This window comes from Binatus sp. (SeqCode), assembly GCF_049584895.1.
GTDB lineage: Bacteria > Desulfobacterota > Binatia > Binatales > Binataceae > Binatus.
Genome location: NZ_JBAUYR010000134.1, coordinates 26998 through 51672, shown reverse-complemented (window position 1 = coordinate 51672; position 24675 = coordinate 26998). Strand labels below are relative to the sequence as shown.

Here is a 24675-nt window from a genome sequence, read left to right as displayed (position 1 = left end):
CTGCAATGTAAGATCGAAGGTGCCCTTGCCCTTGCAGTGCTTGCCGCCCTTGACCAGGAAGGTGCCCTCCATCGTCGGCGGCATCGCGTCCGGGTCAACCGTCGCCAGAACATTCGCGGTACACGGGTGATTGGTCCCGCTGGTAGCGTGAAATGTGAGCTTGAGATCGTCTTTGGAAATTTTGCCCGTGACGGGTCCGGTGGGAGTATCACCGTCGGTGCTCAGGCTGAACGTGCCGCCGATGATTTTACCGCTCTGAGTGAGAAGCAGCATCGCGGCACCCGGGCTTCCGCCGTCCTGAGTATCGGTGCCGGTCCACGTTCCTGCGACCTGAGCAACTTGTGGAGTATGCTCCGGCACGTCGACACTGGATTCGTCGATGTCCTGGGCGCGCGAGGAGGTAAAACACAGCATCGCCAACAGCATCGACGATACGAAAGTGGCCGTGACGCGTTTAACTAATTTCATTTTCATTCCTCGCCTTCAATCGCATGAATCGAACGAAAATTAGGGCTTATACGACTTAAGCTAATACGGTTTTTGATGCTACCTAAAATGGAAAAGATAGCAAACTCACGCGAATACTACTTATAGCCCGTAGAAGCTCGCTAAGTATGGTGGAAAATAGCTTCCCCGTCAAATCGGCAGGTGCCTAGTGGGGATAACCATTGACTGGCGACGAATGCTTGCATATACAATGAACTATGAACGAAACAATCAAAGGAGTGGAAGGCGTATGTGTCGGTGGCTGTGTCCGCAAGCTGAATCGGATGGTCACCGCTATCTATGACGGCGCGCTGGCAGGCGCGGGATTGAAGACCAGCCAGTTCAGCGTGCTGGTCGCGGTTGCCAACCGCGGAAAGGCCAGACCCGCGGAACTGACGGAATTGCTCCAGATGGACGAGTCGACGGTGAGTCGCAACGTCGAGCGAATGTGCGCGCGGGGTTGGCTCCGGCTCGAACGGAACGAAGATCGCAGAAGCCATCTGATCGAAATAACCGACAAGGGCCAGGCGTTGATTCGCAAGTGTCTGCCGGCCTGGCGGCGAGCTCAAGCGGAAGTCAGTGAGCGGTTGGGGACAGGGACCGTCAAAGAGTTGCGATCTGCGCTGCGAAAGCTGAGCGCCTGAAATCAGTCTCTCATCCGCGCGCTGGGCGAAAGAAGGCGTCGAGCGAGAACCCGTCGTCGCTGCGATTCAACAGCAGAAGGTAATAAGTGATCGCGTAGATCATCTGAATGCCGACCGTCGGCCAATCATTGCGGAGCGCAGTTCCAAAGATGAGAGCCGTGATCAACAGGCCTCCCAGCGTCAGTGCCCATCGTGTGAACAGGCCCAGGGTAATCAGGATTCCCACAATGAATTCCGCGAAAGGCAGGACGAACAGGAAAGCATGGACCAGCCCGGCAGGTAGAGGAGTGGCGGCGAATTCGCTCGCCGTTCTCGACGAGAAGCCTTCTACACCCGCGCCGAAGAAACGGCCTGCGCCGTGAATCAGCAAGTTGACGCCTAAGCTGAGACGGAAGACGACGTACGCCAATTTGCGATCGAGATCTGGCGAGCTCTCTGTGGTTGTCATTTTAAGGCCTCGCCCGTATGCGGCTGCGAATTCATGAGCATTTCGGTTGTAGCAGATAACCTAACCCCTAACCCCTTCCCGAGCGGGAAGGGGGACCAGATGAAAGGGTTCCGACGCCCCTCTCTATCCGGTTCCCTTTCCACCTGGGGAAGGGGTTAGGGGTTAGGTTCTTCGGCGCGACCGCAGCTGCTGTCGCCCACTATCGCGTCTATTTTTTTGGTCTGACTCTTGTATATACAAGCGTCAGGACAGGAAAATGAAAAATATTGTTGAACATGGCGACGAATATCGATTCGCGAACGGCCAAAGCCCTCGCGATCTGCGAGACGACCACGAGGTCGGAGATCTGCGCGAGCGCACTGATCCCGGTGATGGGCTGGAAGCACTGCGCCAGGATTCCGACCAGTATCTTGAACGGCGCATCGAATCGCCCGACTCAGTCGATGGAAAGCACCGCCCTTCGGGTGGCAGCCCGCTGTTCAGTCGCAGCAGTAAGCGGGTTCTGTTGCTCGCGATGCTGATTCTTGCGCTGGGGGCGATCGCCCCGTTCGCGTGGAACTATATCCAGTCGTACGAGTCCACTGACGATGCGCAGATTGATGGGCATATCGATCCCCTTAGCTCGCGTATCAACGGGACCGTCATTCGGGTTCATGCCGAAGATAACGACCGGGTGAAGGCGGGCGAACTATTGGTCGAGATCGACCCGCGCGATTACGAGGTCGCAGTCGCGCAGGCCAGGGCGCGGCTGGAACTCGCATTGGCCCAGGTCGCATCCGCGAAGCAGGACTATGCCGCCGCGCTGGCGAACACTCGCGAAACCGACGCAGACAATTTCAGGGCGCAGAGAGATGCACAGCGCTTTTCCGCGCTGCTCGATCAGCGGGTGGTGGCGCAGAACGAATACGATCAATACACGGCGACGGCGCGCGTCGATTCGGCGAAGGTCGATTCCGCGCGCGAGGCCGCCGGCTCCGCGCTGAAGACTATCGCGGCGCGGCAGGCGGACGCCGATGCGGCAAAGGCTGCGCTCGATCAGGCGCTGCTTAACCTCAGCTACACGAAAATTCACGCTCCCGCGAACGGTATCGTTGGACGACGCACCGTCGAGCTTGGTTCTCGAATCGAACCGGGACAGACGCTGATGTTCGTGACCGAGACCGACGAGATTTGGGTGACGGCGGACTTTAAAGAAACGCAGCTCGCGCGGATGCATCGCGGCGAGAAAGTCACAATCCACGTCGACACCTTCGGCCGCATCTACACAGGCTACGTCCGGAATCTGCCGGGCGCGAGCGGCGACCGCTTCAGCCTGCTGCCGGCCGAGAACGCGACCGGCAACTACGTAAAGGTCGTGCAGCGCCTGCCGGTGCGAATCGAATTCAACCCCGGCCAGGATCCCGATCATCTGCTTCATCCCGGCATGTCGGTGGAGCCCTCGGTATGGCTGCGCTAGTCGCATCGCGCACGGCGGCCGCAGCGCCGCCAAAACGACTCGCGCACAATCAGTGGGCGATCGCGCTGACGGTCACGATGGCCACGTTCATGGAGCTGCTCGACACCAGCATCTCGAACGTCTCACTGCCGCACATTGCCGGCGGCCTCGGCACCAGCTACGACGAAAGCACCTGGGTGTTGACCAGCTACCTGGTCGCCAACGCGATAATCCTGCCGATGAGCGCGTGGCTCAGCCGCGCTTTCGGGCGCAAGCGCTACTACATGATGTGCGTCGCGCTGTTTACCGCGAGTTCGTTTCTATGCGGCGTCGCACCGAGCCTGGCGATGCTGGTCGTGTTCCGCGTGATGCAGGGAATCGGCGGCGGCGGTCTCGCGCCGGTCGAGCAGGCAATCCTGGTGGACACTTTCCCCAAGGAAAGACTCGGCGGAGCTTTCGCACTCTACAGCATGGCGATGGTCACTGCTCCCGCCATCGGCCCGCCCCTCGGCGGATGGATTACCGACAATTTCTCGTGGCGATGGGTTTTCTTTATCAACGTTCCGATCGGAATCCTGTCGCTGATACTTTCGAACCGTCTGGTGCACGATCCGGTCGAATTCACCGAAGAGCGCAAGCGGGCGCGTCGCAGCGGCCATCTTCGAATTGACTATGTTGGAATTACCCTGATCGCAGTCGGATTCGCGTGCCTGGAAGTGGTGCTCGATCGCGGCGAGCGCGACGACTGGCTCGAGAGCCACTTCATCGTAACGTTCCTTGCGATTGCCGTGGTCGCGATCGCGATCGCGATTTGGTGGGAGTGGCGTCACGACGATCCGGTGGTCGAGCTGACCCTGCTCCGCGAGCGCAACTTCGCGATCGCCAACGTCTACTACTTCCTCTTCGCGTTCGGGCTGTTCGGAAGCACTGTGCTGATTCCCGAGATGTTGCAGACGCTGTTCGGATATACGGCTACGGACGCCGGCCTTGCGCTCGGACCGGGAGCCGCGGTTATCACGATCCTGGCGCCGTTCGTGGTGCGGATCGTCCCGCGAGTCGGCGCGAAACGCATGCTCGCCTTCAGCTTTACAGTCGCCGCGCTCTCGTTTTTCTACGACAGCGGGATGACGACTGAGACCGACTACTTCCACTTCGCGCTGGCGCGCGTCTTTCAGGGCTTCGGCTATGCCTTCATGTTCATTCCGGTGAGCCAGCTTGCGTATTCCTATTTGCCGAAAAACAAAAACAACAAGGGATCGAGTCTGACCAACCTATGCCGCAACTGGGGCGCCAGCTTCGGTATCGCGTTCGTCACCACGATGCTCGAGCGGCGCACGCAGTATCACCAGAGCGTGCTCGTGAGCAATCTGACGTCAGGCGACGCAAGCGTGCGGCAGTTCGTGAGGGCCTCGAGCGACTTCCTGGTGACGCGCGGAGCGACCACTCCCGACGCGATCCATCAGGCATACGGAATGGTCCAGAGCACGATGACTCAGCAGGCGACGATGCTCGCGTGCATGGATTGTTTTCATTTGCTCGGCCTGATCGTGCTGGCAGGCCTGCCGCTGGCGTTCCTGATCCGGCGTTTCGAAATAGGCAAAGTAACGAGCGCCGGGCACTAAACTTTCGAGAATCAAACCCAGGGAGATAGAAATATGCATGCAGTACAGCTCACCGCTTATGGCGACCCTATCGAGGGTCTCAAGTACGTCGACATTCTCGAGCCTGAGGCGCCAGGCCCGAATCAGGTTCTAATCGGCGTCGAGTTTTCGCCGCTCAATCCAAACGACCTCTTGCTCGCACAGGGCATCTATGGAGTCCGTCCCGCGATTCCAACCGTGATCGGCAATGAAGGTGTCGGCCGCGTTCTGGCCGTGGGAGCGGGAGTAGAAAAGGTCAAGGTCGGCGACCGCGTCCTCGCGCCGCTCTCCAGCTTCACCTGGAGGGAACGAATGATTGTTCCGGCGAAAGGCCTTTTCGCGTTGCCCGCCGACGCGGACCCGCAGCAGTTGGCGATGCTTGCGATCAATCCACCGACCGCGGCGCTGCTGCTCAGCGAGTACGTCGAGCTGAAGCCGGGCGAATGGGTGGTGCAGAACTCCGCCAATTCTGCTGTCGGGCGGTGGGTGATCGCGTTCGCAAAAACGCGCGGCCTGAAGACCGTCAACATCGTGCGGCGGCCCGAGCTCGTGCCCGAGCTTCATGCGATTGGCGGAGACGTCGTCGTCGTCGATTCTCCCAACGTATCGAAAGAGATCAAAGCTGCCGTCGGTCAGGCCGAGCTTCGCCTCGCGCTTGATGGCGTCAGCGGCCCGGCGACCGGAGTGCTCGCATCGACGCTCTCACCTCACGGCACGCTCGTCTCCTACGCGGCGATGAGCCTGGCTCCGATGTCGTTAAGCCCGCTCGAGGTCATCTTCAAGCCGCTCACTGTGCGAGGCTTTTGGCTGGGGCATCCGGAGTCTGCGGCGAAAAGCGCGCCAGCAGTCGCGCAGGCGGCGGAGATGATCGCGTCCGGCCCGGTGCGTATTCCGATAGCGGCAACCTACCCGCTCTCGTCCATCAAGGACGCCGTCGCGCATGCGCAACGCGGCGGCAAGATTCTTCTGGACGTAGCCAACTGACTTCGGAATAGGCATCCAAGCGTCGAAACAATGTCGATGAACAAGGGTGGTCGCTGTGAACAACGAAATCAGCCAGTTGTTGTTGCTCGGAATTTTTTGTGTCGTGGCAATAGTCGTCGCGGACTGGGCGATGCGTCGGAAGGATCGCGACGATGACGATTGATTTGCACGGCCCGAAAATTTCTTGGTCCGAGTCTTGTATATACAAGCGCTGATGGCCGAGAAATGGACAAAATCATTAAACATTGCGGCGAAGGCCAATTCGCGAACGGCCAAAGCCGTCGCGATTTGCGAGGCGCATAGATAACACTCGACCAAATCATTTACGGAGAGATCAAAATGAGCGGAAAACTCGAAGGCAAAGTGGCCGTCGTCACCGGCGGAAATAGCGGCATCGGTCTGGCGACGGCGAAGCGATTCGTCGAAGAGGGCGCGTATGTCTTCATAACCGGACGCCGGCAGGAGGAACTCGATGCGGCCGTGAAAGACATCGGCAAAAACATCAGCGCCGTTCAGGGCGACGTCGCCAAGCTCGCTGACCTGGACAAGCTGTACGACGCGGTGAAGGCGAAGACCGGACGCATCGACATATTGTTTGCGAACGCCGGCGTCGCGGAGCTCGCGCCGCTGGGCGAAATCACCGAGGAGCAGTACGATCGGATTTTCAACATCAACGTCAAAGGGCTGCTATTCACAGTGCAAAAGGCGCTGCCACTGATCGCGAACGGCGGATCGATCATTCTGAACGCCTCGATCGTGGCGTCCAAAGGCAATCCGGCGTCGAGCGTCTACAGCGCGACCAAGGCCGCGGTGCGGTCGTTCGCGCGCACGTGGACGATGGATTTGAAGGAACGAAAAATTCGCGTGAACGCCGTCAGCCCCGGTCCTATCCGCACTCCCGCCTATGACCGCCTCGCTGCTTCCGGGCCCGCAGGCAAACAGATGCTGGACAGTATAGTGAATCGGGTGCCGATGGGTCGCTTCGGCGAGCCTGACGAAATCGCGAGGGCCGCAGTTTTCCTCGCGTCTGACGACAGCAGCTTCGTCACCGGCACCGAACTATTCGTCGACGGCGGCGCCGCCCAGGTGTGACGGTGATTAAAAGTGAAACCCGCGGTGGGTTTCACGCTTCCTTCGGCAGGGGTGACCCCTGCACCCTGTGTTAGAAGAGAAAGCGGCTCTCGAGAAAGGAGAGCCGCTTTCATTTCACTAAGGTGCAGGGGTTACCCCTGCCCGCGGAAGGGTGAAACCCCCAGCGGGGTTTCACTAACTGATTTTCCGCCGGCGTCGATGCGCAATATCCCGGGTTACGTCACTCGTATCGCGCCGGACCGCTTCAGCGGAGTCGGACCGTGGGCCTCGAAGGGCGCTGAGTGAGAACCGGCTACGGTCCCAGATACGCGGGGACGAAGACGCCCATGTCGACCGTGCCCCATCCGCTGGCTTTGTCGTAGCCGACAGTCGCTGAGAATCCGGTGACGTGATTGAAGTTGTTGTTGCCCGAGGTTACGTCGCGGATTCCGGCGCTCGAGGCGTTTGCTTCCACGCCTAGCTGGTAGATTCGAGTGTTCAGATTTCCGATCGGCGCGCCGTTGGACTGCGAGATTAGCTGACTGATGCCGGCCCATGTCGGTGCGCCGATGCTGGTGCCCCCGATGCAGCATATGACGGTCGGTGCGTCCTGATCGTTGCGGCCGCCGTAGAAGAAGCCGGGCGTCGCGGGACTCGCGGCGAATGAGATGTCGGGAACGTCGCGCTTTTTATCTTTCTTGATTAGCCCTTTTTGAAACGCGGGCTTCTTGAAGACTTTGCTCTGACCGCCGCCGGCCGCGCCGACTTCGTCATTCCAGACGCTCTCTGGAACCGATCCGACATCGTTGCCGCCCGAGTAATCGGGCGTGAACTCGGTGCCTCCAATCGCGGTGACGTTGGGCGACGCGCTGAGTTCGTTGATGTTGCGTGAAGTGCCTGTAACGCAACTGCCCTTGCTACTCAGCTTGAGTCCGGCAGCGCCGTCGTCGCCGGTCGCAACGAATACGGACTGACCTTGCGAGGCTGCCTGCGCGAAAAATCCGTTCTGAGTTTTGTAGAAGCTCTTCGAGCCGCCGCAGAAGCTGAAGCTGATGCTGATAGCGCTGCACGGGCTACTCTTCTCCGTCACCGCCGCGTGGATTGCGTCGAGAATGGCTGACGCCGACGTGTGGTTCTGATTGCCGAGATAAATGCGGATGCCCGAGCCCGGCGCGACCGCGTGCGAGTAGCTCACATCGACCATCGTCTCGTCTTCGTCGTTGTTCTGGCCCGGGTCGGTGCCATCGACCAGCACCGTACTGAAGTTCGCACCGGTCAGAGCCGGCAGGCCGAACTGCGTGTTGAAGGCGTCGGCGGCCGGCTGGTCGATATTGGAATCCTCGACCACCGCGATACATCCACTGCCGCTGCCGTCGATGTTGGAAGTCAGCAGCGGCGTTTCGTCGTAGAAGGTATAGAGGTCGGGAGGACCAAAGGCCGGCCCCGCATCGTTGACGACCGATGCGGGCGAAGTCGCGCTCGACGCCGGCTTCGATGCGTGACGTACCAGCGGCTTGCTGTGCAGCAGGTTGTCGAGGCCGTGGATCGACTCGACGATGGGCGCCAGATCGGCTGGCACGGCCGGATCGCCGAGGTTGGAATACAGGCGGCCGTCGGTGGTAGCGGCAATCTTTACGCCGAAAACCTTTTGCGCCTGCGCGACCGTGCCGCTGAAAGAGACCTCGCGGGTCGAGGCGTCGGCAGAGTTGACGGTGAAGCCTTTCGCCTTGAGCCATTGCGTTACTCGCGCAAGGTCGGCGGCGGTGGGTCCGAAGCGGCTGGTGAAGGCGTCAGGAGTCAGCCATCGATGATATTCGGGCGAAGCTGGATTTTGCTGATCGGCCAGCAGCTTCGCGAGTTCGTCGCGATTGCGGATCGCCATTGTTAGACGCATCGCGAGCGATTGCGACGTCGATGCGGTCGCTGCACCCACGATGTCGGCGGCTTCGTCAGGATGGTTGCCCTCGAGGGTCGTGGCTGGACCATCCGCCTCCACCGGCCCTGCGAATGCGACAATCAGAACAAGTCCTGCGACAAGGACAAACCGGCGCAACGCCCCGAACCTACCCATGAAACCTGTGGATCCTCCCATTTGATGTACGAAATAGGGTGCAGATTGATTCAAAAGAGGTAAAAGAGCACGCAATGATGAATAATTTAACAGTTAGTAGAGAGGCAAGAAAGGAGCCGGCGAAAGGTCGTCCTCGGCATTTCGCGATTTCCTATCACTGGGTGCAGGGGTCACCCCTGCCGAAGGAAGTGTGAAACCCATCGCGGGTTTCACATTAGATGAAGTGACCTCCCTCCGCTTCCATGCCGATGCGTTGACAAGAACCTCCGCGGGCCGGACAATCATCCTCTAATGGCACGAATTACCGTTGAAGATTGCCTGGAGAATATCCCCAACCGCTTCGAGCTCGTGCTCGGCGCGGCGCGCCGCGCCAAACAGTTGCTAAAGGGCGCGCGGCCACTGGTGGAGTCGGACAATAAAGAAGTAGTCACGGCGTTGCGCGAAATCGCCGCCGGCAAGGTCACGATCGAAGAACCCGACGCCTGACCGGCGCGATCGATCCGACAAGAACCGACACAGATCGTTGCCGCCGCCGGCGCGGTGATTGTGTCCTTATCCCCGTTCTAGCATTTGGTGAAGCTGGAGCCTGCCCATGGTGCGCAAACCCGGCAAACCGAAATCTCCCAAGCGCACCACGAAGCTGAAGCGCGCTGAGAAGCCTGGCGCCAAGGTTCGTCGCGCGCGCGTCGTGCCCGAGCCGGTGGTCGGTGAAGAGTCCGAGCTGGATCTCGACACCGAAGCTGCTGACGACAAAGAAACGAGCGCGCCAATCGAAGTCTCCGAGTTTCGTCCAGTTGAAAGCACCGACGACGAACCGGCGGCGAGCGCCGAGCCGGACGCCGACGAAGAGAAGGCTGCCGATCGCAAGGACCGCGGCGCTCTCGTCGCCACCGATCCGCTCGGGCGCTATCTCGCGGAGATTCGCCGCTTCCCGCTGCTCTCGCGCGAGGAGGAGGCGGTGATCGCGCGGCGCTACGTCAAGAACAAAGATCCCGAGGACGCTTACCGGCTGGTGACCGCCAACCTGCGTCTGGTCGTGAAGCTCGCATATGAATTCGCGCGCGCGACCAAAAATGTCCTCGACCTTATCCAGGAGGGCAACGTCGGCCTGATGGAAGCGGTCAAGAATTTCGACCCCGAGCACGGAATCCGCTTTCCGTCGTACGCGGTCTGGTGGGTGCGTGCGTACATCTACCGATACCTGATTAACAATTGGCGGCTGGTGAAAATCGGCACCACGCAGGCGCAGCGCAAACTGTTTTTCAATCTGCGCAAGGAGACCGAGCGGCTCGAGCGCGAAGGATTCAAACCGCAGCCGCTCTTACTGGCGCATCGGATGGGCGTGCGTGAGAGCGACGTGCGCGAAATGCAGGAGCGGATGGGGCAGAGCGAGGTCTCGCTCGACCAGCCGACGGGAGGCAGCGAGGACAGCGATACGCGGCTGCTCGACGTAATCCCCGATGCCGGGCACAATCCGGAGACCGAAACGGCGGACCGCGAATGGCGCGACTTCGCGCATGACAAGGTCGAGCAGTTTGCCGCGACGCTCGAGGGCAAGGAACTGGAGATTTTCAAGGCGCGACTGCTGGCCGAGGATCCCGAGACGCTGCAGGAGATCGGCGCGCGCTTTGGAATCAGTCGCGAGCGCGTCCGGCAGATAGAAACGCGGCTCAAGCGGCGGCTGAAAGAGTTTATCGAGGCGGCGGCGCCCGACGTCGAGGGCTCCGGCCCCTCGTAAGCATTCTTAATCTACCCCATTGCTGCTGATAGGCGCGGCTTGCGATAATGCGGTCGAGGCGGATCGCGCAAGGAGACTGCACGTCGATGCGAGAACGCAGTTGCGCGCTGGTGGTGGTGGGTAACGAAATCCTTTCCGGCAAGGTTCAAGATTCGAACGCGTACTTCGCGGCTCGCGAGCTGCGCAAGATTGGCGTCGCGCTCGCGCGTATCGCGACGATACCCGACGATCTCGATCTGATCGCGGGCGAAGTCGCCTACTGCTCGCGCAAATTCGATTTCGTGATCACCTCGGGCGGCGTCGGCCCGACTCATGACGACCTCACGATGGAAGGGGTCGCGCGCGCGTTCAAGCGGCGCCTCGTGATGAACCCCGCGCTCGAAGCGCTCATCCGCGAACATTTTCGCGAGCGCTCGCTCGACGCGGGCCTAAGGATGGCGCAGGTGCCCGAAGGCGCTGTCCTGAACGACGCCGGCGACATCCGTTTTCCGACCGTGCAAATCGAGAACGTGTACGTGCTGCCGGGAATTCCACAGTTGTTCGAGGCCAAGCTACGCGCGCTCAGCACTCGCTTCGCGACCGACCCCTATTTCATGCGCGTGATTTATCTGAGCGCGAACGAGGGCGTCATTGCCGAGTACCTGAACGACTGCATGCGCAATTTTCCCGAATTGATGCTGGGTTCGTACCCGCGGATCGGAGATCCCGATTACCGCGTGAAGTTGACGCTCGAGTCGAAGAACGCCGACTATCTCGAGCGCGCGTTTCGTCATCTGATGGGGCTGCTGCCGGTCGAAGCAGTAGTCAAAACCGAATGATCAATTAACGTCTGAAGCGGTGGTGTGGAGGAAGTTATGAGGAAGGGAAATTTCAGATTTTCGGTGATTGCAATCGGACTCGCGCTGATGCTCGCGGGTCCGCTAGCCGAATACGCTGCGGCGCAATCCGCACAAACGGTAGGCCCCCCGGCGGCGACGCAAGTGCCGCAGCCTACCGACAATAGCGTCAACTGGCCGGGCGCGGGGTACGGCGCGGGCGCCCTGCTCTGCAATGTTCTCTACATACCGGCGAAACTGACTTACGCGCTCCTCGGCGGAATCGTCGGCGGCGGAACCTATCTGATAACTGCCGGCAATCAGCAGGCGGCCAACACGGTGTGGCGCAGCTCGCTCGGCGGCGACTACGTGGTGACGCCGCAAATGCTCGCAGGCCAGCAGCCGATCAATTTCAGCGGACCGACTGACACTCCGCCTACTGCGCCGGAGCCCGTGACGAGCGCGTCGTCGAGCACGACCACCACGACTGCGAGTTACGGCGGTGTCGCGCCGATAACGCCGCTACCGGCGTCGGGCACGTCGGCGAGCGCGTCATCGTCCACCTCGGGCGCGCAACCGCTCGATCACGGCGCCGGCCCCGCGACCGGGTCATCCTCGGGCGCAAATATCGAGTAGCGGGCCCACTCGGTCATCCTGACGACCCGAGCAACGCGAGGGGAGGAAGGACCTCGGACAGCTTCGCATCAGCGAAGCCGGTTCCGGTCTCTTAAACCGCGCGCTTCGCGCGCCCCTCTAAAGGGAGAGTCGCAGATGAAGAAGATTCAATTTCTGTGGAAATCGACCTGAACGACGTGCCGCGACGCAAGAAGTTTCTTGCGTAAAGATATCGGCGTCGAGCTCGACGAGCGCGACTACGCCAAAGCTCCGCTGACTGCGGCGGAGCTGAAGGACCTGTTCGCAGGCCGGGACCCGCGCGATTTTCTAAACTCGCGCAGCCCGGCCTTCAAGGCGATGGGCCTCGCAGGGAAATCGCTAACCCCCGACCAGGCGCTGGCCCTGATGGCGAAAGAACCAAACCTGATCAAGCGCCCAATCGTCATCGCGGGCAAAGAAATAATCGCCGGCTTCGACCGCGACAGGCTCCGCGCCGCGTTGAAGTAACGCTCCTAGTCGGCCGATGTGAAACCCACCGTGGGTTTCACACTTCCTTGGGCAGGGGTAACCCCTGCACCTTAGTATTAGGAGCGATCACGAGTTTGCTGTCCGTAACTTGAGCGTGCATGCATTGTCTGCGGGCGTGCAATAGCTCACGCGCGATGCTATTTCCTGAGCTACGCGAGGTGGTTTTTCATGGCATTTTCTGACGATTTGTTTTTTGCTCCCGCACACAAACTGGCCGCTATGCTCCGGGCGCGCGACGTCTCTTCCGTGGAAATGGTCGACGCTTTTATCGAGCGGATCGAGTCCGTGAATCACGGCCTCAATGCGGTCGTCACGCTGGTCGAGGATCGCGCGGCGCGCGAGGCTGAGGAATCTGACCGGCGTCTGTCCGGCAAGGGCGAGGTTCGCCCGCTCGAAGGGCTGCCGATCACTATCAAGGATTCGATAATTACCGAGGGCGTGCGCTCGACCTGGGGTATGAAACATTTCGAGCATCACGTGGCCAAGCAGGATGCTCCCACGGTCGCGCGACTACGCGCAGCGGGCGCGATCGTCATTGGGAAAACCAACACGCCCGAAATGACGATGGACTACGATTGCGACAATCCCGTTTTCGGGCAAACCAACAATCCGTGGAGTCGCGAGCGCGTGCCCGGCGGTTCGAGCGGCGGCGAGGCGGCCGCCCTCGCAGTCGGGATGTCGCCGCTGGGCATGGGTTCCGATTTTCGCGGATCTATCCGCGTGCCGGCCCATTTCTGCGGTATCGTCGGCCTCAAGCCGACTTGGGGAACGATTCCCGGCAGTGGGCATATGGCGCCAAGTGTTGCGGCGCCGCCACCGATCGCGCACATGGCGACGATCGGGCCGATGGCGCGCTTCGTCGACGATCTCACGCTCGCCTACAACGTTGTCAAGGGGCCGCATCCGAGCACGCCGTACACTGTACCAACAGCGGACGCTCATCCCGAAAAAATTGATCTCAAGAAAGTTCGATGCGCGATTTTTACCGACGCCTGCAACGTTCCGGTCTCGTCCGATATCCGTGCTGCGATCGAGCGCGCCGGGCGCGAACTGCAGAAAATGGGAATCGTCGTTGAAGCCGTGAAGCCGCCGATCGACGACGGTGAGCGTCTATGGTGGGAGTACAGCGGCGCCGACGGCAACCAGACGATGGTTGCCGCGCTGGGCGAAGCTTTGAAACTCTCGCGCGACCGGCTCCGAAACTTCGCGGTTGCAGGTGAGGGGAAGTCGGCGGCCGAGTTTTTCAAGATCGCGATGGAACGCGACGCCTGGCGCGTGCAGCTCGCCGAGTTCATGGAGCGTTACCCGATCATCCTCGGCCCGACCTTCTGCGTCACCGCGTTCAAGCACGGCGCAACTGAGGTCGACATCGACGGGAAAAAGTTTCCGCACTTTCTCGCGGGATGGCCGGTGGCATGGGGCAACTGCGCGGGACTGCCAGGCCTAGTCGTGCCGTGCGGGAAAGATCGCGAGGGCTTGCCGATCGGGCTCCAGATAAACGGGCGCGCATTCGGCGAGGAAACCGTGCTCGCAGTCGCGAAGGCTGCGGAGACCGCGCTGGGCGGGTATCAGCGGCCGCCGATGTGAGCGATCGGCGTCCGGGAAGAACACAATTTTATGTGAAACCCGCCGTGGGTTTCACGCTTCCCTGGGCAGGAGTGACCCCTGCATCCAGTAATAAGAAGCTAGACCGAGAAGCCGGTGGGGCGGCCGAGGATTGTTGCGCCTGCTGTTGTCAGCCAGGATTCTGCGACGGCGGCGTGCTGGGTCAGCGTCTGGATGTCGCGCATGCATCGCTGGAGCGGAGAGCCGTCGTACGGCGATGTGCCGCCGCCTGCTTTGTAACACGTATCCACCACCGCGGCGCAGGTGTGGACCGCCCACGTGATTGCGGCCATCACCGGTGCGCGTCCTTCGATTGAAACTGGATTCCCCGCCACTGCCGAATTCCATACCGCATCAGCATGACTGCGCACGAGGTTGCGAGCGGCGCGCAGACTCGCGTCCGCGTGTCCCACCCGATATTGAAAGAGCGGACTCTCGGCCAGCGACGCGCTCGCATACAACCGTCGCTTGTTGGTGTTAGCGAGTGCGACAATCTCGGTGATCGCGCGCTGCGCAATCCCAATCGCGACCGCCCCGATATGCAGGGCGGCGTAGAGGAGCGGCTCCGCCATCGACGGAGTCTCTATGCATGGGCGTCCGAAAAAAATATCGAAGCTGTCGTCCGTGGGTACCGTGAGATTTTCGACCGCGATATCGTGACTGCCGGTTCCGCGCAATCCGTTCACCGACCAGGTATCGAGGATTTGCGCCTTCGACGGCGCGAACATCATCGCGCGCGCCTCTGCCGTGCCAGGAATTACGCCGCCGCGCGGAGTTCCGTTTTCCATGACGATGCAGTTGCCGAACAGCCACTGGCTATGCTGGCATCCGCTGGCGAAGCCCCATCGCCCGCTGACCCGATAATTGCCGTCAACCAGTTCAGCCTGCCCCCGAGGCGCAAATCCGCCCGCGATTATCACGTCGGGACCATTCGCGTAGAGGTCATCGAAGTGCTTGCGGGAGAGGAGCGCCAGGAACATCGGTGTCTCGGATCCGATCATCACGACCCATCCGGTGGAACCGTCGGCGGACGCAAGCGTCTCGATGATTTCCATGCTGGCAGGCACGTCGATGTCCAGGCCGCCGTGACTCTTCGGCACGAACATCCGGAAACATCCCGCGGCGGTGAGTTGCCCGAGCAAATCGAGAGGCAGCCGGCGAGCCGCATCGATCTCCGCACTGCGCGCAATGACCGACGGCGCGAGATCGCGGACGGCACCGAGCAGGATCTTTGCTTCCGGGGTCATCGCGTTTTTCTCTACCACATATCCTGAAAATAAAAACGGCCGAGTCGCGATGACCCGGCCGTTTGTCTTGAATTGCTGTCGAGAGCGACTATGCCGTCTTCTCGGCCTTCTCGTTATTCGAGTCGCTGTTGCGTTCAGCTCGTTCGCCGCGCGCCGGCCGTTCGGGCTTGTCTCCCGTCTTGTCACCACGGGCGCGGGGGACGATATTGCTGGTGGTCAGCACCTCGATAAACTTGCGCACCGCAGGCGACAGCTCGCGGCCGCGCTTGTAGATGATCGCAAGTGGGCGGAGAAACGTCCCTTCCTGAAATTCGAGCATCCGCAAAGTGCCGCGCAGGACCTCGTTCTCGACCGTCATCCGTGGCACGATCGCGCATCCGAGCCCAATCTCGACCGCGCGCTTGATGGTCTCGATATTGTCGAACTCGAGCACGTAAGTCGGCTTGACGCCGTGCTCGCGCAGGATTCGATCGGACGCCTTGCGAGTCGGGATGTCGCGTTCGTAGCCGACGAACTTCTGACCCGCCAACTGTCCGACATTCACCTTCGAATGCTTCGCAAGCGGGTTGTCGGGTGGCACCGCGAGCACAAGTTCGTCATGCCGAAAGGGCACCGATACAACCTGGCTCCTCTTGGCCGGGTACGCAACGACGCCGAGATCGACTTTGCCCTCGATCAGGTCTTCGTAAATTTTGTTCGACCTTAAATACTCGAGATGCACGTTGACGGCTGGAAAATTGCGGAGAAATTCGGTCAGATAGGGCGGCAACTCGTGCAAGCCGACGCTGTAAACGGTGCCGACCCGAATCGATCCCGCGACCACCGAGCCGATCTCGCGCAGCCGATTCTCGAGCTCCAGGAAGCGGCGCACGATTTCCTTGCTGGCGGTATACAGAATCTGGCCGGCCGGCGTCGGTTTGACTCCGGCTCGTCCGCGTTCTATCAATCGGCAGTCGTACTTTTCTTCCAGGCTGCGGACCTGCTGGCTGACCGCCGATTGAGTAACAAAGTTTTGCGACGCGGCATAAGAAAAGCTTCCACTTTCGATTATGTCGCAGAAGACCTTTAGCGTTTCGATATGCATGCTGTTGAATCGATGTATAAGCCTACGTGATACCCAAATCAGAGGCAACTAGTAGCCGTGATAAGGTAATTTTTCTTTCCCTACCAGCCTGCGGAATGGACACGAGCCGGTCAAGAGCGGGCAATACCGAGGCCATGATTGCAGTCATCCAAAGAACAGTCGTTGCGGACGGTTTTTTGACCGTCATCGCCCTTGAATTCGAAGTAAAACAGCCTTCAAAAATCGCATGGAGCGCAAGATGTCGGATTTACTAAGAGACCTCGATTTTTTTCACCTCGACGACCTGCTGAACGACGAGGAGCGGATGGCCCGCGACACCGCTAAGCGCTTCGTTGATCGGGAGATTTTGCCGCTGATCGAGAGCAATTTTGCGAGCGAAACCTTCCCAATGCATCTCGTACCGCAAATGGCCGAGCTAGGGATGTTCGGAGCTAATCTGAAGGGTTACGGATGCGCAGGTATGAACAACGTAGCCTATGGCCTGATTATGCAGGAGCTCGAGGCCGGAGACTCGGGCCTGCGCTCGTTCGCCTCGGTGCAGAGTGCGCTTTCGATGTACGCGATTTATGCAAACGGAAGCGAGGAACAGAAGCAACGCTACTTGCCGGAAATGGCGAAGGGAAAATTGATCGGATGCTTCGGCCTCACCGAGCCGGACCACGGGTCGGACCCGGGCGGGATGGAGACCCGGGCGCGGCGCGACGGCGACGGCTGGATTCTCAACGGAACCAAGCGATGGATCACGAACGGTTCGATCGCCGACGTCGCGATCGTGTGGGCGAAGGTCGAGGAGGGCATAACCGGTTTTCTCGTCGAAAAAGGGACGCCGGGATTCTCGACTCGCGACATCCATGGAAAATTTTCGATGCGCGCATCGATCACCTCGGAACTCATTTTAGAAGACGTGCGAATTCCGAAGACGGCCCACCTCGAAAAAGCGCGCGGGCTCAAGGGTCCGCTCGGATGCCTGACGCAGGCGCGCTACGGAATCGCGTGGGGCGCGATAGGCGCGGCGCGATCGTGTTTCCATTGCGCGCTCGACTACACCAAATCGCGCAAGCAATTCTCGCGTCCACTCGCGGGCTATCAGTTGGTACAGGCAAAGCTGGTGAAGATGCTCACCGAGATCACCAAGGCTCAGATGGTTTGCCTGCGCCTCGCGCATCTGAAGGACTCCGGTAAGATGCGACCCGAGCACGTGTCGTTTGCCAAGCGGAACAACGTCAACGAGGCGCTGAAGATTGCGCGCGACGCTCGCGACATGCTGGGCGCCAACGGAATCGTGAACGAGTACCCGGTGATCCGTCACATGCTAAACCTCGAGACAGTGAATACATACGAAGGGACCTTCGACGTGCATACTTTGATCCTCGGCCGCGACATCACGGGCGAGAGCGCCTTCGAATAGGAGCCGACGGCGGGCGCGGCGGCCCGCCCCACTAAATCGACACTTACCGCCGTCGCTGTCCCTCGTGCTAGAGAGAATCGATGGAACTGAAGGGCAAGAACGCAATCGTCACCGGCGCGGCGCGTGGAATTGGGCGCGGAATCGCGATGAAGCTCGCAGCGGCGGGAGCTAACGTCGCGCTGGTCGATCTCGGAAATCCTGCGGACCCCGCGGTCACTTACAATCTCGGCGCGCAGGCCGATCTGAATCGCACCGTCGACGAGGTCAAAGGACTCGGCGTCAAAGGGATTCCGATCCTCGCCGACGTCACGCGATTCGCGGACCTCGAGCGGATGGCGTCGGAGGTCGTCGCGAAACTCGGCGCGATCGACATCCTCGTGAACAATGCGGGTATCATCGCGGTCGGACCGGTGAGCGATTTTGCCGAAGAGGCGTGGGACCGCGTGATGGCGGTGAATGCGAAGGGCCCGTTCCTGTGCGCCAAGGCCTGCATCCCGCACATGGCGAAGAATCGCGAGGGCGCAGTCGTGAATATCGCTTCGGTGGCCGGCAAGACCGGTCACGGCGGCGTGTCGGCGTATTGCGCGAGCAAGTTCGCGGTGGTCGGCTTCACGCAATCGCTCGCGGAAGAACTCGGGCCGCTGAATATTCGCGTCAACGCGGTATGCCCCGGGTTTCTGCGCACTGCGATGTGGACCGACGTGCTCGATCCGCTCATCGGCGCTCAGTACGGGGTGAATCGCGAGGCGGCGTTCGACGAATATATTGCGCGCAACACGTTCTTGAAGCGCGAGCAGACGCCAGCCGATATCGGCGAGGCAGTGGTCTATCTGTGCCGCGCGGAAAACATTACCGGCGAGACCATCAACGTCGCGGGCGGCGGCGAACTGCATTAGAAAAGTTCACCGCAGGAGAACTAACGATGATCAAGTTGAAGGCATTCAATCACGCGGCGTTTCGCGTCAGCGATGTCGAGAAGGCGACCGCCTTTTATGAAAACGTGGTCGGCCTGAAGCGGCTCCCGCGTCCGAACTTCGGCTTTGGTGGCGCGTGGTACGGAATCGGCAACAACGCGCTGCATATCATCTCGAGCGAGAACCGCGGCCAGAAGCCCGACCCGCTCGGCGCGCACGTCGCCTTCGACGTCGAAGACTTCGACGAGACCAAGCGCTCGCTCAAGGAAATGGGAATCGAGTTTCTCGAGGGGCCGAACATGGGCGCGGGCCGCCAACTGTGGATCCTCGATCCCGACGGCAACACCGTCGAGCTGCGCACCGAGAAGTAAGCCTCGACATATTCCGATGAGCCTGGTTGAAGAGGCGAAGCGGATTGCGCCGATGCTTGCGGCCAACTCCGCCGAAGATAATCAGCTGAGGCGCTTGAGCGATTCCACCTGGAAGCTCCTGCTGGATGGCGGTTTCCTGCGATCGCTGCAACCGGCACGCTTCGGTGGCGGCGAGGTTTCCCTGGTCGAGTTCGTCGACGCGACGATCGAGATCTCGCGTGCGTCGCCGTCGGCCGGCTGGGTTGCAGGCGTTATCGGAGTCCATCCGTGGCAGCTCGGTCTGTTCACCGAAAAAGCGCAGCAGGAGATGTGGCGCGACGATCCCACGACCATGCACTCGTCGTCTTACAATCCTACCGGCAAAGCCGAAAAAGTTGCTGGCGGTTACAAGCTTTCGGGACGGTGGTCGTTCTCGACCGGTTGCGACCATTGTCGCGGCGTGATGCTGGGCGCCATCTCCGGCGCGCGCGAGATCGCAGGAAACCAGGTTCGCGATTTCCGTTCGTTCCTGTTGATGCGCGATCAATACCGAATCGAAGACAACTGGCACGTCGCCGGCCTTCGGGGCACCGGCAGCAAGGACATCGTTGTCGATGAGACCTTCGTTCCCGAATATCGAACGCAGTCTCATCTCGACTATGCGATGAATGCTTCCCTGCCCGGTCAGGATCTGAATAAAGGTCCGCTGTTCCGATTGCCGTGGTCGGTCGTGTTCAACATGGCGTTGGCCGCGTCAGTGCTCGGCTCCGCCCGAGGATTCGTCGAGGCGTGGATAGCGGCGACGCGCGACCGCAAACTCAATTCAGGCGGACGCGCTGCCGACGATTCACTGATCCAGAATCGTCTCGCCGAAGCTCTTTGGTACCTCGACGCTACTGTCAGCCGCGTACATGCCGACGCGATCGAATTGTGGCAAATGGCTGAAGCTCACGAGGTGGCGCCGATGCAACAGCGCGCGCAAATGCGCTGGAACATGAATCGCGGATGCGATCTGGTCGGACGGGCAGTTACCGATCTGTTTCGCGCGGCGAGCGGTCGCGCGATCTTTCTCGACCATCCGCTGCAGCGTCGTTTTCAGGATGTGCAAGCCGCGCTCGCGCATGCTTACCTCGTGCCCGATCCATTAGCCAAAGCGGTCGGCGGGATGATCCTCGGCGCGACCAAGCAGGAGATGGTCCTATGAGCCAGCCTCAACTTCGTTTCGGCCCAGACAACCCGGCGGCAACCTATGTCAGCCACGCCTTCGCCGAAAAAACGATCGATACTGGCGAGGCCGTCATCAACTACGCAGTCGCAGGTGCGCCTGACAAGCCCGCGTTGTTGCTGATCCCGGGACAAACAGAATCGTGGTGGGGATTTGAGAATGCGATGGGCCTGCTGCAGGATCACTTTCAAGCGTTCGCGGTCGACCTTCGCGGACAGGGAAGATCCAGCAGAACCCCGGGTCGCTACACCCTCGACAACTTCGGCAACGACATGGTGCGGTTCATCGCGCTGGCAATCAAGCGACCGGTGATTGTGAGCGGGCTCTCGTCGGGCGGCGTGATTGCAGCGTGGCTGTCGGCCTACGCTACGCCCGGCACGATCCGCGGCGCGGTCTACGAAGATCCGCCGCTGTTCAGCTCGGAGGTCAACACCTCGTGCGGCCAGGGTATGCCTCAGACCATCGGGCCGGTCTTTAAGTTGATGAGCAAGTACCTTGGCGATCAGTGGAGCGTCGGCAACTGGGATGGAATGCTCGAAGCTGCGAAGACAGAACTTCCGAGCTGGTTGGCGAATGCGATCGTGCCGATGATGTTCAGTGCCGACGGCCAAATCCCGCAGCGGATGAAGGAATACGATCCAGAGTGGGCGCGCGCATTCTGGGAGGGCACGGTGTTCGCGAGCTGCGACCATGCGCGGATGTTGGCCAGCGTAAAATGCCCGGTGCTGTACACGCACCACTTTCGCCACGTCGATGAAAATGACGGTCATCTGATGGGCGCCGCCTCGGACGTACAGGCAAAGCGCGTATGCGAACTGGTCAAGCTCGCGGGCCAGCCGATCGACTACAGATCGTTCCCGCAAATGCCGCACTCGATGCACGGCGAAGCGCCCAAGCAGTTCGCCGAGCTGCTCACCGTATTCGCGGCGAAACTCAACGCTTAGCGCCTTGAGACTCGAACGCGAAAATCTGATCCAGACTCAGATTCCTTTGAGCGCGCCATTGGGATGGATGTCCGCGATCAACGTGTCGTGGTAGTGTCCAAATCGATGGCAGAATCAGCTTTAGGAGCCGCTCGGTTCATTTGCATCTTCTTAAGCGTGGCCTCGGGCGTCGAGAGGGACACGATAGAGGCGGGAAGATAGCCCCATGACACGCGTGGAAGTAAATGGAGCGGTCCTTCAGTGGGCGTTGGACCGCTCGGGTAAGGACTTATCCACGCTCCGTGATAAGTTCTCGAAACTGCAAGAGTGGGTTGATGGACAAAGCAAGCCTACTTTGCGGCAGCTCGAGGCCCTCGCGAGGGCAACATCGACTCCACTCGGATACTTCTTTCTTGCCAATCCTCCGGATGAGAGATTGCCCATTCCACTCTTTCGCACGCAAGCTAACGGACATCCACGTCGGCCAAGCCCCGACCTTCTCGAAACCGTCCAGACGATGGAACGACGCCAAGGGTGGGTACGCGAATATTTGGTCGAGGAAGGGCAACAAGCGTTGCCATTTGTCCGCTCAGCGAAACTAGGGGAGGAACCAGAACGTATCGCGGGAGAAATGCGTGGCGTCCTTGGCCTTGAGCTAGCGTGGGCCTCCGAACTGCCCACTTGGAGCGAGGCGCTTAAAGAACTACAGAGAAGAATGGAGACCGCTTGGATCCTTGTGGTCGTGAATGGAATTGTCGGGAACAACACTCGCAGAAAGTTGGATCCCGAAGAGTTTCGTGGATTCGTCTTAGTGGACGAATACGCGCCCTTGGTCTTCGTCAATGGTGCAGACGCAAAGGCTGCACAAATGTTCACACTAGCGCATGAGCTCGCTCATCTCTGGTTCGGAACTAGCGCCGCCTTTGACCTGCGCGAACTGGAGCCCGCCGATGATGACACCGAACGTGCTTGCAACCGGGTCGCTGCCGAGTTTCTTGTCCCAGCGCGAGAGCTCAAAGAGTCTTGGTCGTCACTCACTCAAAATTCGGACCTATTTCAAGTTCTGGCACGCCGATTCAAAGTCAGCGAGCTCGTTGCCGCGCGCCGAGCACTCGACCTAGCATTGATCGGCCGAAGCGCCTTTCTCGATTTCTACCGCTCATACTTGCTGGATGAACGGCGTAAAGCTTCCAAGGCCTCATCGGGAGGCGATTTCTACGCGAACCAGAACTATCGAATTGGTCGACGGTTCGCGGAAACCGTGGTTCGAGCGACTAGAGAAGGGAAGCTCCTCTATCGCGACGCGTACCAGCTTACGGGACTCTATGGCAGTACTTTCGACCGCTACGCTGAATCGCTTAGCTTCAGAGGGCTGCTTGAGCGACCCTACTAAATTTGTGCTCGACGCAAACGTATTCATTCAGGCGGCCCGCGGTTACTATGCTTTCGATCTTGCACCCGCCTTTTGGCAAGCGCTTGTTGATCATGCGTCAAACGGACGTTTGTTGAGCATCGACCGGGTAAAAGATGAAATTGAGTTAGGCAAGGACAAACTTGCCGATTGGGTCGCCAGTGCCTTTGGCACCTGGTTCGCATCGACCAATGAGGCAGACGTCCTTGGCGCCTACGCTGTAGCGATGAGGTGGGCCCAAGCTGAGGTGCAGTATTCAGAAGCTGCCAAAGCCGAATTCGCCGATACGAAAAACGCGGACGCTTGGTTGATCGCGTACGCCCAGGCAAAAGGGAGTGTGATTGTCACGCTCGAGCAACCGGATCCTAATGTGCGAAGAAAGATTCCTATACCGAATGTGTGTGAATCACTCGGGATACCTTATTTGGATTCATTCGCTATGCTTCGAGCACTGGGAGTGAGGTTTGGTTAACGCAAATGTCCTCGCTAATCGGCGAGAGCCTATAGGACTAGAAACCGCGTGTGCGTAGCCTCTTTCTCCCTACCCTTTCCAATCGAAACTCCCTTGTCGAGGTTCGCTAATCAAATACCTGCGAGCTTGCGCGCGTAGGCGGCGACCGTCTTGAAGTCGTACTCGCGGTAGGCTTGCAGCTTCTCTGCTTCGAAGCCGCCCTCGGCGTGCACTGCGAGCACTTCCTGGTAGCCGCCGAAATCCGACGACGTCAGATCGCTAATCAGATTCAGCAGCCGCAGCCGCTTCTCGGAGTCGAAGCCCTTCGCGCCGCCCATGTATTTGAGCACGTAGGCGCGGGTCGCCTCGCTCGTAAGATCCTCAGCCGCCGGCCCGGTCACCAGCAGACCGCCCGCGAGGTCCTGCACGATTTGCACCGCCTGATGGTAGTTGTGCGCGAAGTGATACTTCGCGACGTTGGTGAGCAGCGTGTTCGGCACCGCGACGCCGTCCTCGTAGGTGCAGGTGCGCGCGGCATGCTCGATCAGCCCACGCACGGTGGTGTGATACGCCGCAAGATGCGTCAGCTTGTCGCGAACATGTCCCGCGCGCGCGATGCCGTTAGCCTCCGCAATCGCGTGACCCGCGCCCGCCATCAGTTCGAGCAACGGCAATTTGTACGAGACCGCGGTGAAGCGATGGAATCTTACGAAGGTCAGCGCGAGTAATCCCGCGAAATCGATCTCGCCCTGCAGGAACACGCGCTCCTTGGGCACGAACACGTCGTCGAAGACTGTCAGCGTCTCCATCATCTTGTGCCGCGCGCTAATAGGATGCTCGAAATCATTTTTGTGCGAGCTTCCATGCGGCGACGCCAGCAGCTTCAGTCCCGGCGTGTTAACAGGCAGCGCGAACGCGACCGCGTAAGCCTTGTCCTCGGCGCGCATCGCGCGCGTCGGCAGCACGATCACCTCATTGGTATTGGTCGAGACGCTGGTGTGGACCTTTGCACCGCGCACGACGATTCCGTCGGGACGCTCCTCGACGATTCGCACGTAGTAGTCCGGATGGTCCTGCTGCGTGGGCCCAAGCGCGCGATCGCCCTTGACGTCGGTCTGCGCAACTGCGACAGCGAGATCGTTGTCCCGGCATTCGCGGTAGTACTTGTGGATACGCTCGCGATATTCGGGCTTGCCGGCAGCCGCGAGCCGCTCGCCGATAATGTGCAGTGCCAGCAACGCGTCGGTACCGATTTCTTTGATCAGCACGACCAGTGTCGCACCTTCGCGGGTCGAGGCCGCAATTAGTGCGCTGCGTTTCAGCAGGTCGTCACCGTTTTGCGGTATATGGTAGTAGCGGCTGTACTCGTCGGCACCCTCCTTCACCACCGCAAGCTCGCGATACTTGGGATCGTGCGCCATCCGGTAATCCAGCGCCGCATGTTCGACCGCGATTCCGATCACCGGATGCGTCGTTACGTCCGCGACTTTTTCGCCGCGAAAAAATACCGCGCGCCCATCGCGCAGCGAGCTTTTGTACTGTTCAGCCGTCCGTAGTCCCATCTTGATTTTTCCCCGCGATA

The 24675-nt window shown here is 60.1% G+C and carries 23 protein-coding genes and 1 pseudogene; 18 read left to right on the top strand and 6 right to left on the bottom strand.

The window, feature by feature from the left end; all coding sequences use genetic code 11:
• Positions 1–468: hypothetical protein (locus WB650_RS22245; protein WP_422304656.1), on the bottom strand; the 468-nt coding region annotated here is incomplete at its 3' end.
• A 236-nt stretch (positions 469–704) separates the two neighbouring features.
• Here WB650_RS22245 and WB650_RS22240 point away from each other — a divergent pair.
• Complete coding sequence (locus WB650_RS22240) at positions 705–1130, top strand: MarR family winged helix-turn-helix transcriptional regulator (RefSeq protein ID WP_422304782.1); 426 nt, start codon at positions 705–707, stop codon at positions 1128–1130.
• Positions 1131–1140: 10 nt separating this feature from the next.
• On the opposite strand, the gene WB650_RS22235 is transcribed toward WB650_RS22240, so the two are convergent.
• Positions 1141–1578 carry a DoxX family protein gene (locus tag WB650_RS22235; RefSeq protein WP_422304780.1) on the bottom strand — a complete coding sequence of 146 codons (438 nt, stop codon included), beginning with the start codon at positions 1576–1578 and terminating at the stop codon, positions 1141–1143.
• Positions 1579–1834: 256 nt separating this feature from the next.
• Here WB650_RS22235 and WB650_RS22230 point away from each other — a divergent pair, with 256 nt between their 5' ends.
• The 4 genes from WB650_RS22230 to WB650_RS22215 all read left to right on the top strand — a co-directional run bounded on the left by WB650_RS22230 (position 1835) and on the right by WB650_RS22215 (position 6729).
• Positions 1835–3034 carry an HlyD family secretion protein gene (locus WB650_RS22230; RefSeq protein WP_422304778.1) on the top strand — a complete coding sequence of 400 codons (1200 nt, stop codon included), beginning with the start codon at positions 1835–1837 and terminating at the stop codon, positions 3032–3034.
• Entirely contained in the window at positions 3022–4635 is a 1614-nt protein-coding gene (locus tag WB650_RS22225) for a DHA2 family efflux MFS transporter permease subunit (protein WP_423962088.1), read from the top strand. The genes WB650_RS22230 and WB650_RS22225 overlap by 13 nt, the downstream gene beginning before the upstream one ends.
• A gap of 33 nt (positions 4636–4668) precedes the next feature.
• Complete coding sequence (locus WB650_RS22220; protein WP_423962087.1) at positions 4669–5637, top strand: zinc-dependent alcohol dehydrogenase family protein; 969 nt, start codon at positions 4669–4671, stop codon at positions 5635–5637.
• A 339-nt stretch (positions 5638–5976) separates the two neighbouring features.
• Positions 5977–6729 (top strand): glucose 1-dehydrogenase, encoded by a 753-nt coding sequence (locus tag WB650_RS22215; protein WP_423962086.1) that lies wholly within the window; start codon positions 5977–5979, stop codon positions 6727–6729.
• Positions 6730–7021: 292 nt separating this feature from the next.
• Here WB650_RS22215 and WB650_RS22210 read toward each other — a convergent pair whose 3' ends face one another.
• Positions 7022–8779 carry a S53 family peptidase gene (locus tag WB650_RS22210; protein ID WP_422304292.1) on the bottom strand — a complete coding sequence of 586 codons (1758 nt, stop codon included), beginning with the start codon at positions 8777–8779 and terminating at the stop codon, positions 7022–7024.
• 291 nt (positions 8780–9070) lie between these two features.
• On the opposite strand from WB650_RS22210, the gene rpoZ reads away from it, so the two are divergent.
• The 6 genes and pseudogenes from rpoZ (at position 9071) to WB650_RS22180 (ending at position 14062) form a co-directional block, all read left to right on the top strand.
• Complete coding sequence (rpoZ, locus tag WB650_RS22205; protein ID WP_324094404.1) at positions 9071–9265, top strand: DNA-directed RNA polymerase subunit omega; 195 nt, start codon at positions 9071–9073, stop codon at positions 9263–9265.
• A 106-nt stretch (positions 9266–9371) separates the two neighbouring features.
• Positions 9372–10517, top strand: a complete 1146-nt coding sequence (locus WB650_RS22200; RefSeq protein WP_422304291.1) for an RNA polymerase factor sigma-32 — start codon at positions 9372–9374, stop codon at positions 10515–10517.
• Positions 10518–10603: 86 nt separating this feature from the next.
• Positions 10604–11335: a competence/damage-inducible protein A gene (locus WB650_RS22195; protein ID WP_422304290.1), complete on the top strand. Its 732-nt coding sequence runs from the start codon at positions 10604–10606 to the stop codon at positions 11333–11335.
• Between the two features lie 36 nt (positions 11336–11371).
• Positions 11372–11968 carry a hypothetical protein gene (locus WB650_RS22190; RefSeq protein WP_422304289.1) on the top strand — a complete coding sequence of 199 codons (597 nt, stop codon included), beginning with the start codon at positions 11372–11374 and terminating at the stop codon, positions 11966–11968.
• Positions 11969–12151: 183 nt separating this feature from the next.
• Positions 12152–12454, top strand: a pseudogene (locus tag WB650_RS22185) (arsenate reductase family protein); the annotation flags it as partial.
• A gap of 189 nt (positions 12455–12643) precedes the next feature.
• Positions 12644–14062: an amidase gene (locus WB650_RS22180; RefSeq protein WP_422304288.1), complete on the top strand. Its 1419-nt coding sequence runs from the start codon at positions 12644–12646 to the stop codon at positions 14060–14062.
• Positions 14063–14160: 98 nt separating this feature from the next.
• Here the strand turns inward: WB650_RS22180 and WB650_RS22175 are convergent, their stop codons facing one another.
• Positions 14161–15327 carry an acyl-CoA dehydrogenase family protein gene (locus WB650_RS22175; protein WP_422304293.1) on the bottom strand — a complete coding sequence of 389 codons (1167 nt, stop codon included), beginning with the start codon at positions 15325–15327 and terminating at the stop codon, positions 14161–14163.
• 88 nt (positions 15328–15415) lie between these two features.
• Complete coding sequence (locus WB650_RS22170) at positions 15416–16411, bottom strand: LysR family transcriptional regulator (RefSeq protein WP_423962081.1); 996 nt, start codon at positions 16409–16411, stop codon at positions 15416–15418.
• A gap of 238 nt (positions 16412–16649) precedes the next feature.
• Here WB650_RS22170 and WB650_RS22165 point away from each other — a divergent pair, with 238 nt between their 5' ends.
• From WB650_RS22165 to WB650_RS22135, 7 genes are all read left to right on the top strand, one after another.
• Positions 16650–17819 carry an acyl-CoA dehydrogenase gene (locus tag WB650_RS22165; protein WP_423962079.1) on the top strand — a complete coding sequence of 390 codons (1170 nt, stop codon included), beginning with the start codon at positions 16650–16652 and terminating at the stop codon, positions 17817–17819.
• A gap of 80 nt (positions 17820–17899) precedes the next feature.
• The gene (locus tag WB650_RS22160) at positions 17900–18715 is read left to right on the top strand and encodes an SDR family NAD(P)-dependent oxidoreductase (protein WP_422300802.1); all 816 of its coding nucleotides are present in this window, start codon (positions 17900–17902) and stop codon (positions 18713–18715) included.
• A 26-nt stretch (positions 18716–18741) separates the two neighbouring features.
• A complete protein-coding gene (locus WB650_RS22155) occupies positions 18742–19104 on the top strand; it encodes a VOC family protein (RefSeq protein ID WP_422300801.1) in 363 nt (120 codons plus the stop codon).
• A gap of 16 nt (positions 19105–19120) precedes the next feature.
• A complete protein-coding gene (locus tag WB650_RS22150; RefSeq protein ID WP_422300800.1) occupies positions 19121–20287 on the top strand; it encodes an acyl-CoA dehydrogenase in 1167 nt (388 codons plus the stop codon).
• Positions 20284–21252, top strand: coding sequence for an alpha/beta fold hydrolase (locus WB650_RS22145; RefSeq protein WP_422300799.1), 969 nt, complete (start codon positions 20284–20286; stop codon positions 21250–21252). The genes WB650_RS22150 and WB650_RS22145 overlap by 4 nt, the downstream gene beginning before the upstream one ends.
• A gap of 496 nt (positions 21253–21748) precedes the next feature.
• A complete protein-coding gene (locus tag WB650_RS22140; RefSeq protein ID WP_422300798.1) occupies positions 21749–22624 on the top strand; it encodes an ImmA/IrrE family metallo-endopeptidase in 876 nt (291 codons plus the stop codon).
• Positions 22608–23114 (top strand): DUF4411 family protein, encoded by a 507-nt coding sequence (locus WB650_RS22135; RefSeq protein WP_422300797.1) that lies wholly within the window; start codon positions 22608–22610, stop codon positions 23112–23114. Before WB650_RS22140 ends, WB650_RS22135 begins: the two co-directional genes overlap by 17 nt.
• Before the next feature lie 110 nt (positions 23115–23224).
• Here WB650_RS22135 and WB650_RS22130 read toward each other — a convergent pair whose 3' ends face one another.
• On the bottom strand, positions 23225–24655 hold the full coding sequence (locus WB650_RS22130) for a 4-hydroxyphenylacetate 3-hydroxylase N-terminal domain-containing protein (protein WP_422300796.1): 1431 nt from the start codon (positions 24653–24655) through the stop codon (positions 23225–23227).
• Between the last annotated feature and the right edge of the window lie 20 nt (positions 24656–24675).

What these genes read in the sequence shown, in the direction of transcription:
- WB650_RS22240 (WP_422304782.1), top strand. Translation starts at nt 705, where the DNA reads ATGAACGAAACAATCAAAGGAGTGGAAGGCGTATGTGTCGGTGGCTGT.
- WB650_RS22235 (WP_422304780.1), bottom strand. Translation starts at nt 1,578, where the DNA reads ATGACAACCACAGAGAGCTCGCCAGATCTCGATCGCAAATTGGCGTAC.
- WB650_RS22230 (WP_422304778.1), top strand. Translation starts at nt 1,835, where the DNA reads ATGAAAAATATTGTTGAACATGGCGACGAATATCGATTCGCGAACGGC.
- WB650_RS22225 (WP_423962088.1), top strand. Translation starts at nt 3,022, where the DNA reads ATGGCTGCGCTAGTCGCATCGCGCACGGCGGCCGCAGCGCCGCCAAAA.
- WB650_RS22220 (WP_423962087.1), top strand. Translation starts at nt 4,669, where the DNA reads ATGCATGCAGTACAGCTCACCGCTTATGGCGACCCTATCGAGGGTCTC.
- WB650_RS22215 (WP_423962086.1), top strand. Translation starts at nt 5,977, where the DNA reads ATGAGCGGAAAACTCGAAGGCAAAGTGGCCGTCGTCACCGGCGGAAAT.
- WB650_RS22210 (WP_422304292.1), bottom strand. Translation starts at nt 8,779, where the DNA reads ATGGGTAGGTTCGGGGCGTTGCGCCGGTTTGTCCTTGTCGCAGGACTT.
- rpoZ (WP_324094404.1), top strand. Translation starts at nt 9,071, where the DNA reads ATGGCACGAATTACCGTTGAAGATTGCCTGGAGAATATCCCCAACCGC.
- WB650_RS22200 (WP_422304291.1), top strand. Translation starts at nt 9,372, where the DNA reads ATGGTGCGCAAACCCGGCAAACCGAAATCTCCCAAGCGCACCACGAAG.
- WB650_RS22195 (WP_422304290.1), top strand. Translation starts at nt 10,604, where the DNA reads ATGCGAGAACGCAGTTGCGCGCTGGTGGTGGTGGGTAACGAAATCCTT.
- WB650_RS22190 (WP_422304289.1), top strand. Translation starts at nt 11,372, where the DNA reads ATGAGGAAGGGAAATTTCAGATTTTCGGTGATTGCAATCGGACTCGCG.
- WB650_RS22180 (WP_422304288.1), top strand. Translation starts at nt 12,644, where the DNA reads ATGGCATTTTCTGACGATTTGTTTTTTGCTCCCGCACACAAACTGGCC.
- WB650_RS22175 (WP_422304293.1), bottom strand. Translation starts at nt 15,327, where the DNA reads ATGACCCCGGAAGCAAAGATCCTGCTCGGTGCCGTCCGCGATCTCGCG.
- WB650_RS22170 (WP_423962081.1), bottom strand. Translation starts at nt 16,411, where the DNA reads ATGCATATCGAAACGCTAAAGGTCTTCTGCGACATAATCGAAAGTGGA.
- WB650_RS22165 (WP_423962079.1), top strand. Translation starts at nt 16,650, where the DNA reads ATGTCGGATTTACTAAGAGACCTCGATTTTTTTCACCTCGACGACCTG.
- WB650_RS22160 (WP_422300802.1), top strand. Translation starts at nt 17,900, where the DNA reads ATGGAACTGAAGGGCAAGAACGCAATCGTCACCGGCGCGGCGCGTGGA.
- WB650_RS22155 (WP_422300801.1), top strand. Translation starts at nt 18,742, where the DNA reads ATGATCAAGTTGAAGGCATTCAATCACGCGGCGTTTCGCGTCAGCGAT.
- WB650_RS22150 (WP_422300800.1), top strand. Translation starts at nt 19,121, where the DNA reads ATGAGCCTGGTTGAAGAGGCGAAGCGGATTGCGCCGATGCTTGCGGCC.
- WB650_RS22145 (WP_422300799.1), top strand. Translation starts at nt 20,284, where the DNA reads ATGAGCCAGCCTCAACTTCGTTTCGGCCCAGACAACCCGGCGGCAACC.
- WB650_RS22140 (WP_422300798.1), top strand. Translation starts at nt 21,749, where the DNA reads ATGGAACGACGCCAAGGGTGGGTACGCGAATATTTGGTCGAGGAAGGG.
- WB650_RS22130 (WP_422300796.1), bottom strand. Translation starts at nt 24,655, where the DNA reads ATGGGACTACGGACGGCTGAACAGTACAAAAGCTCGCTGCGCGATGGG.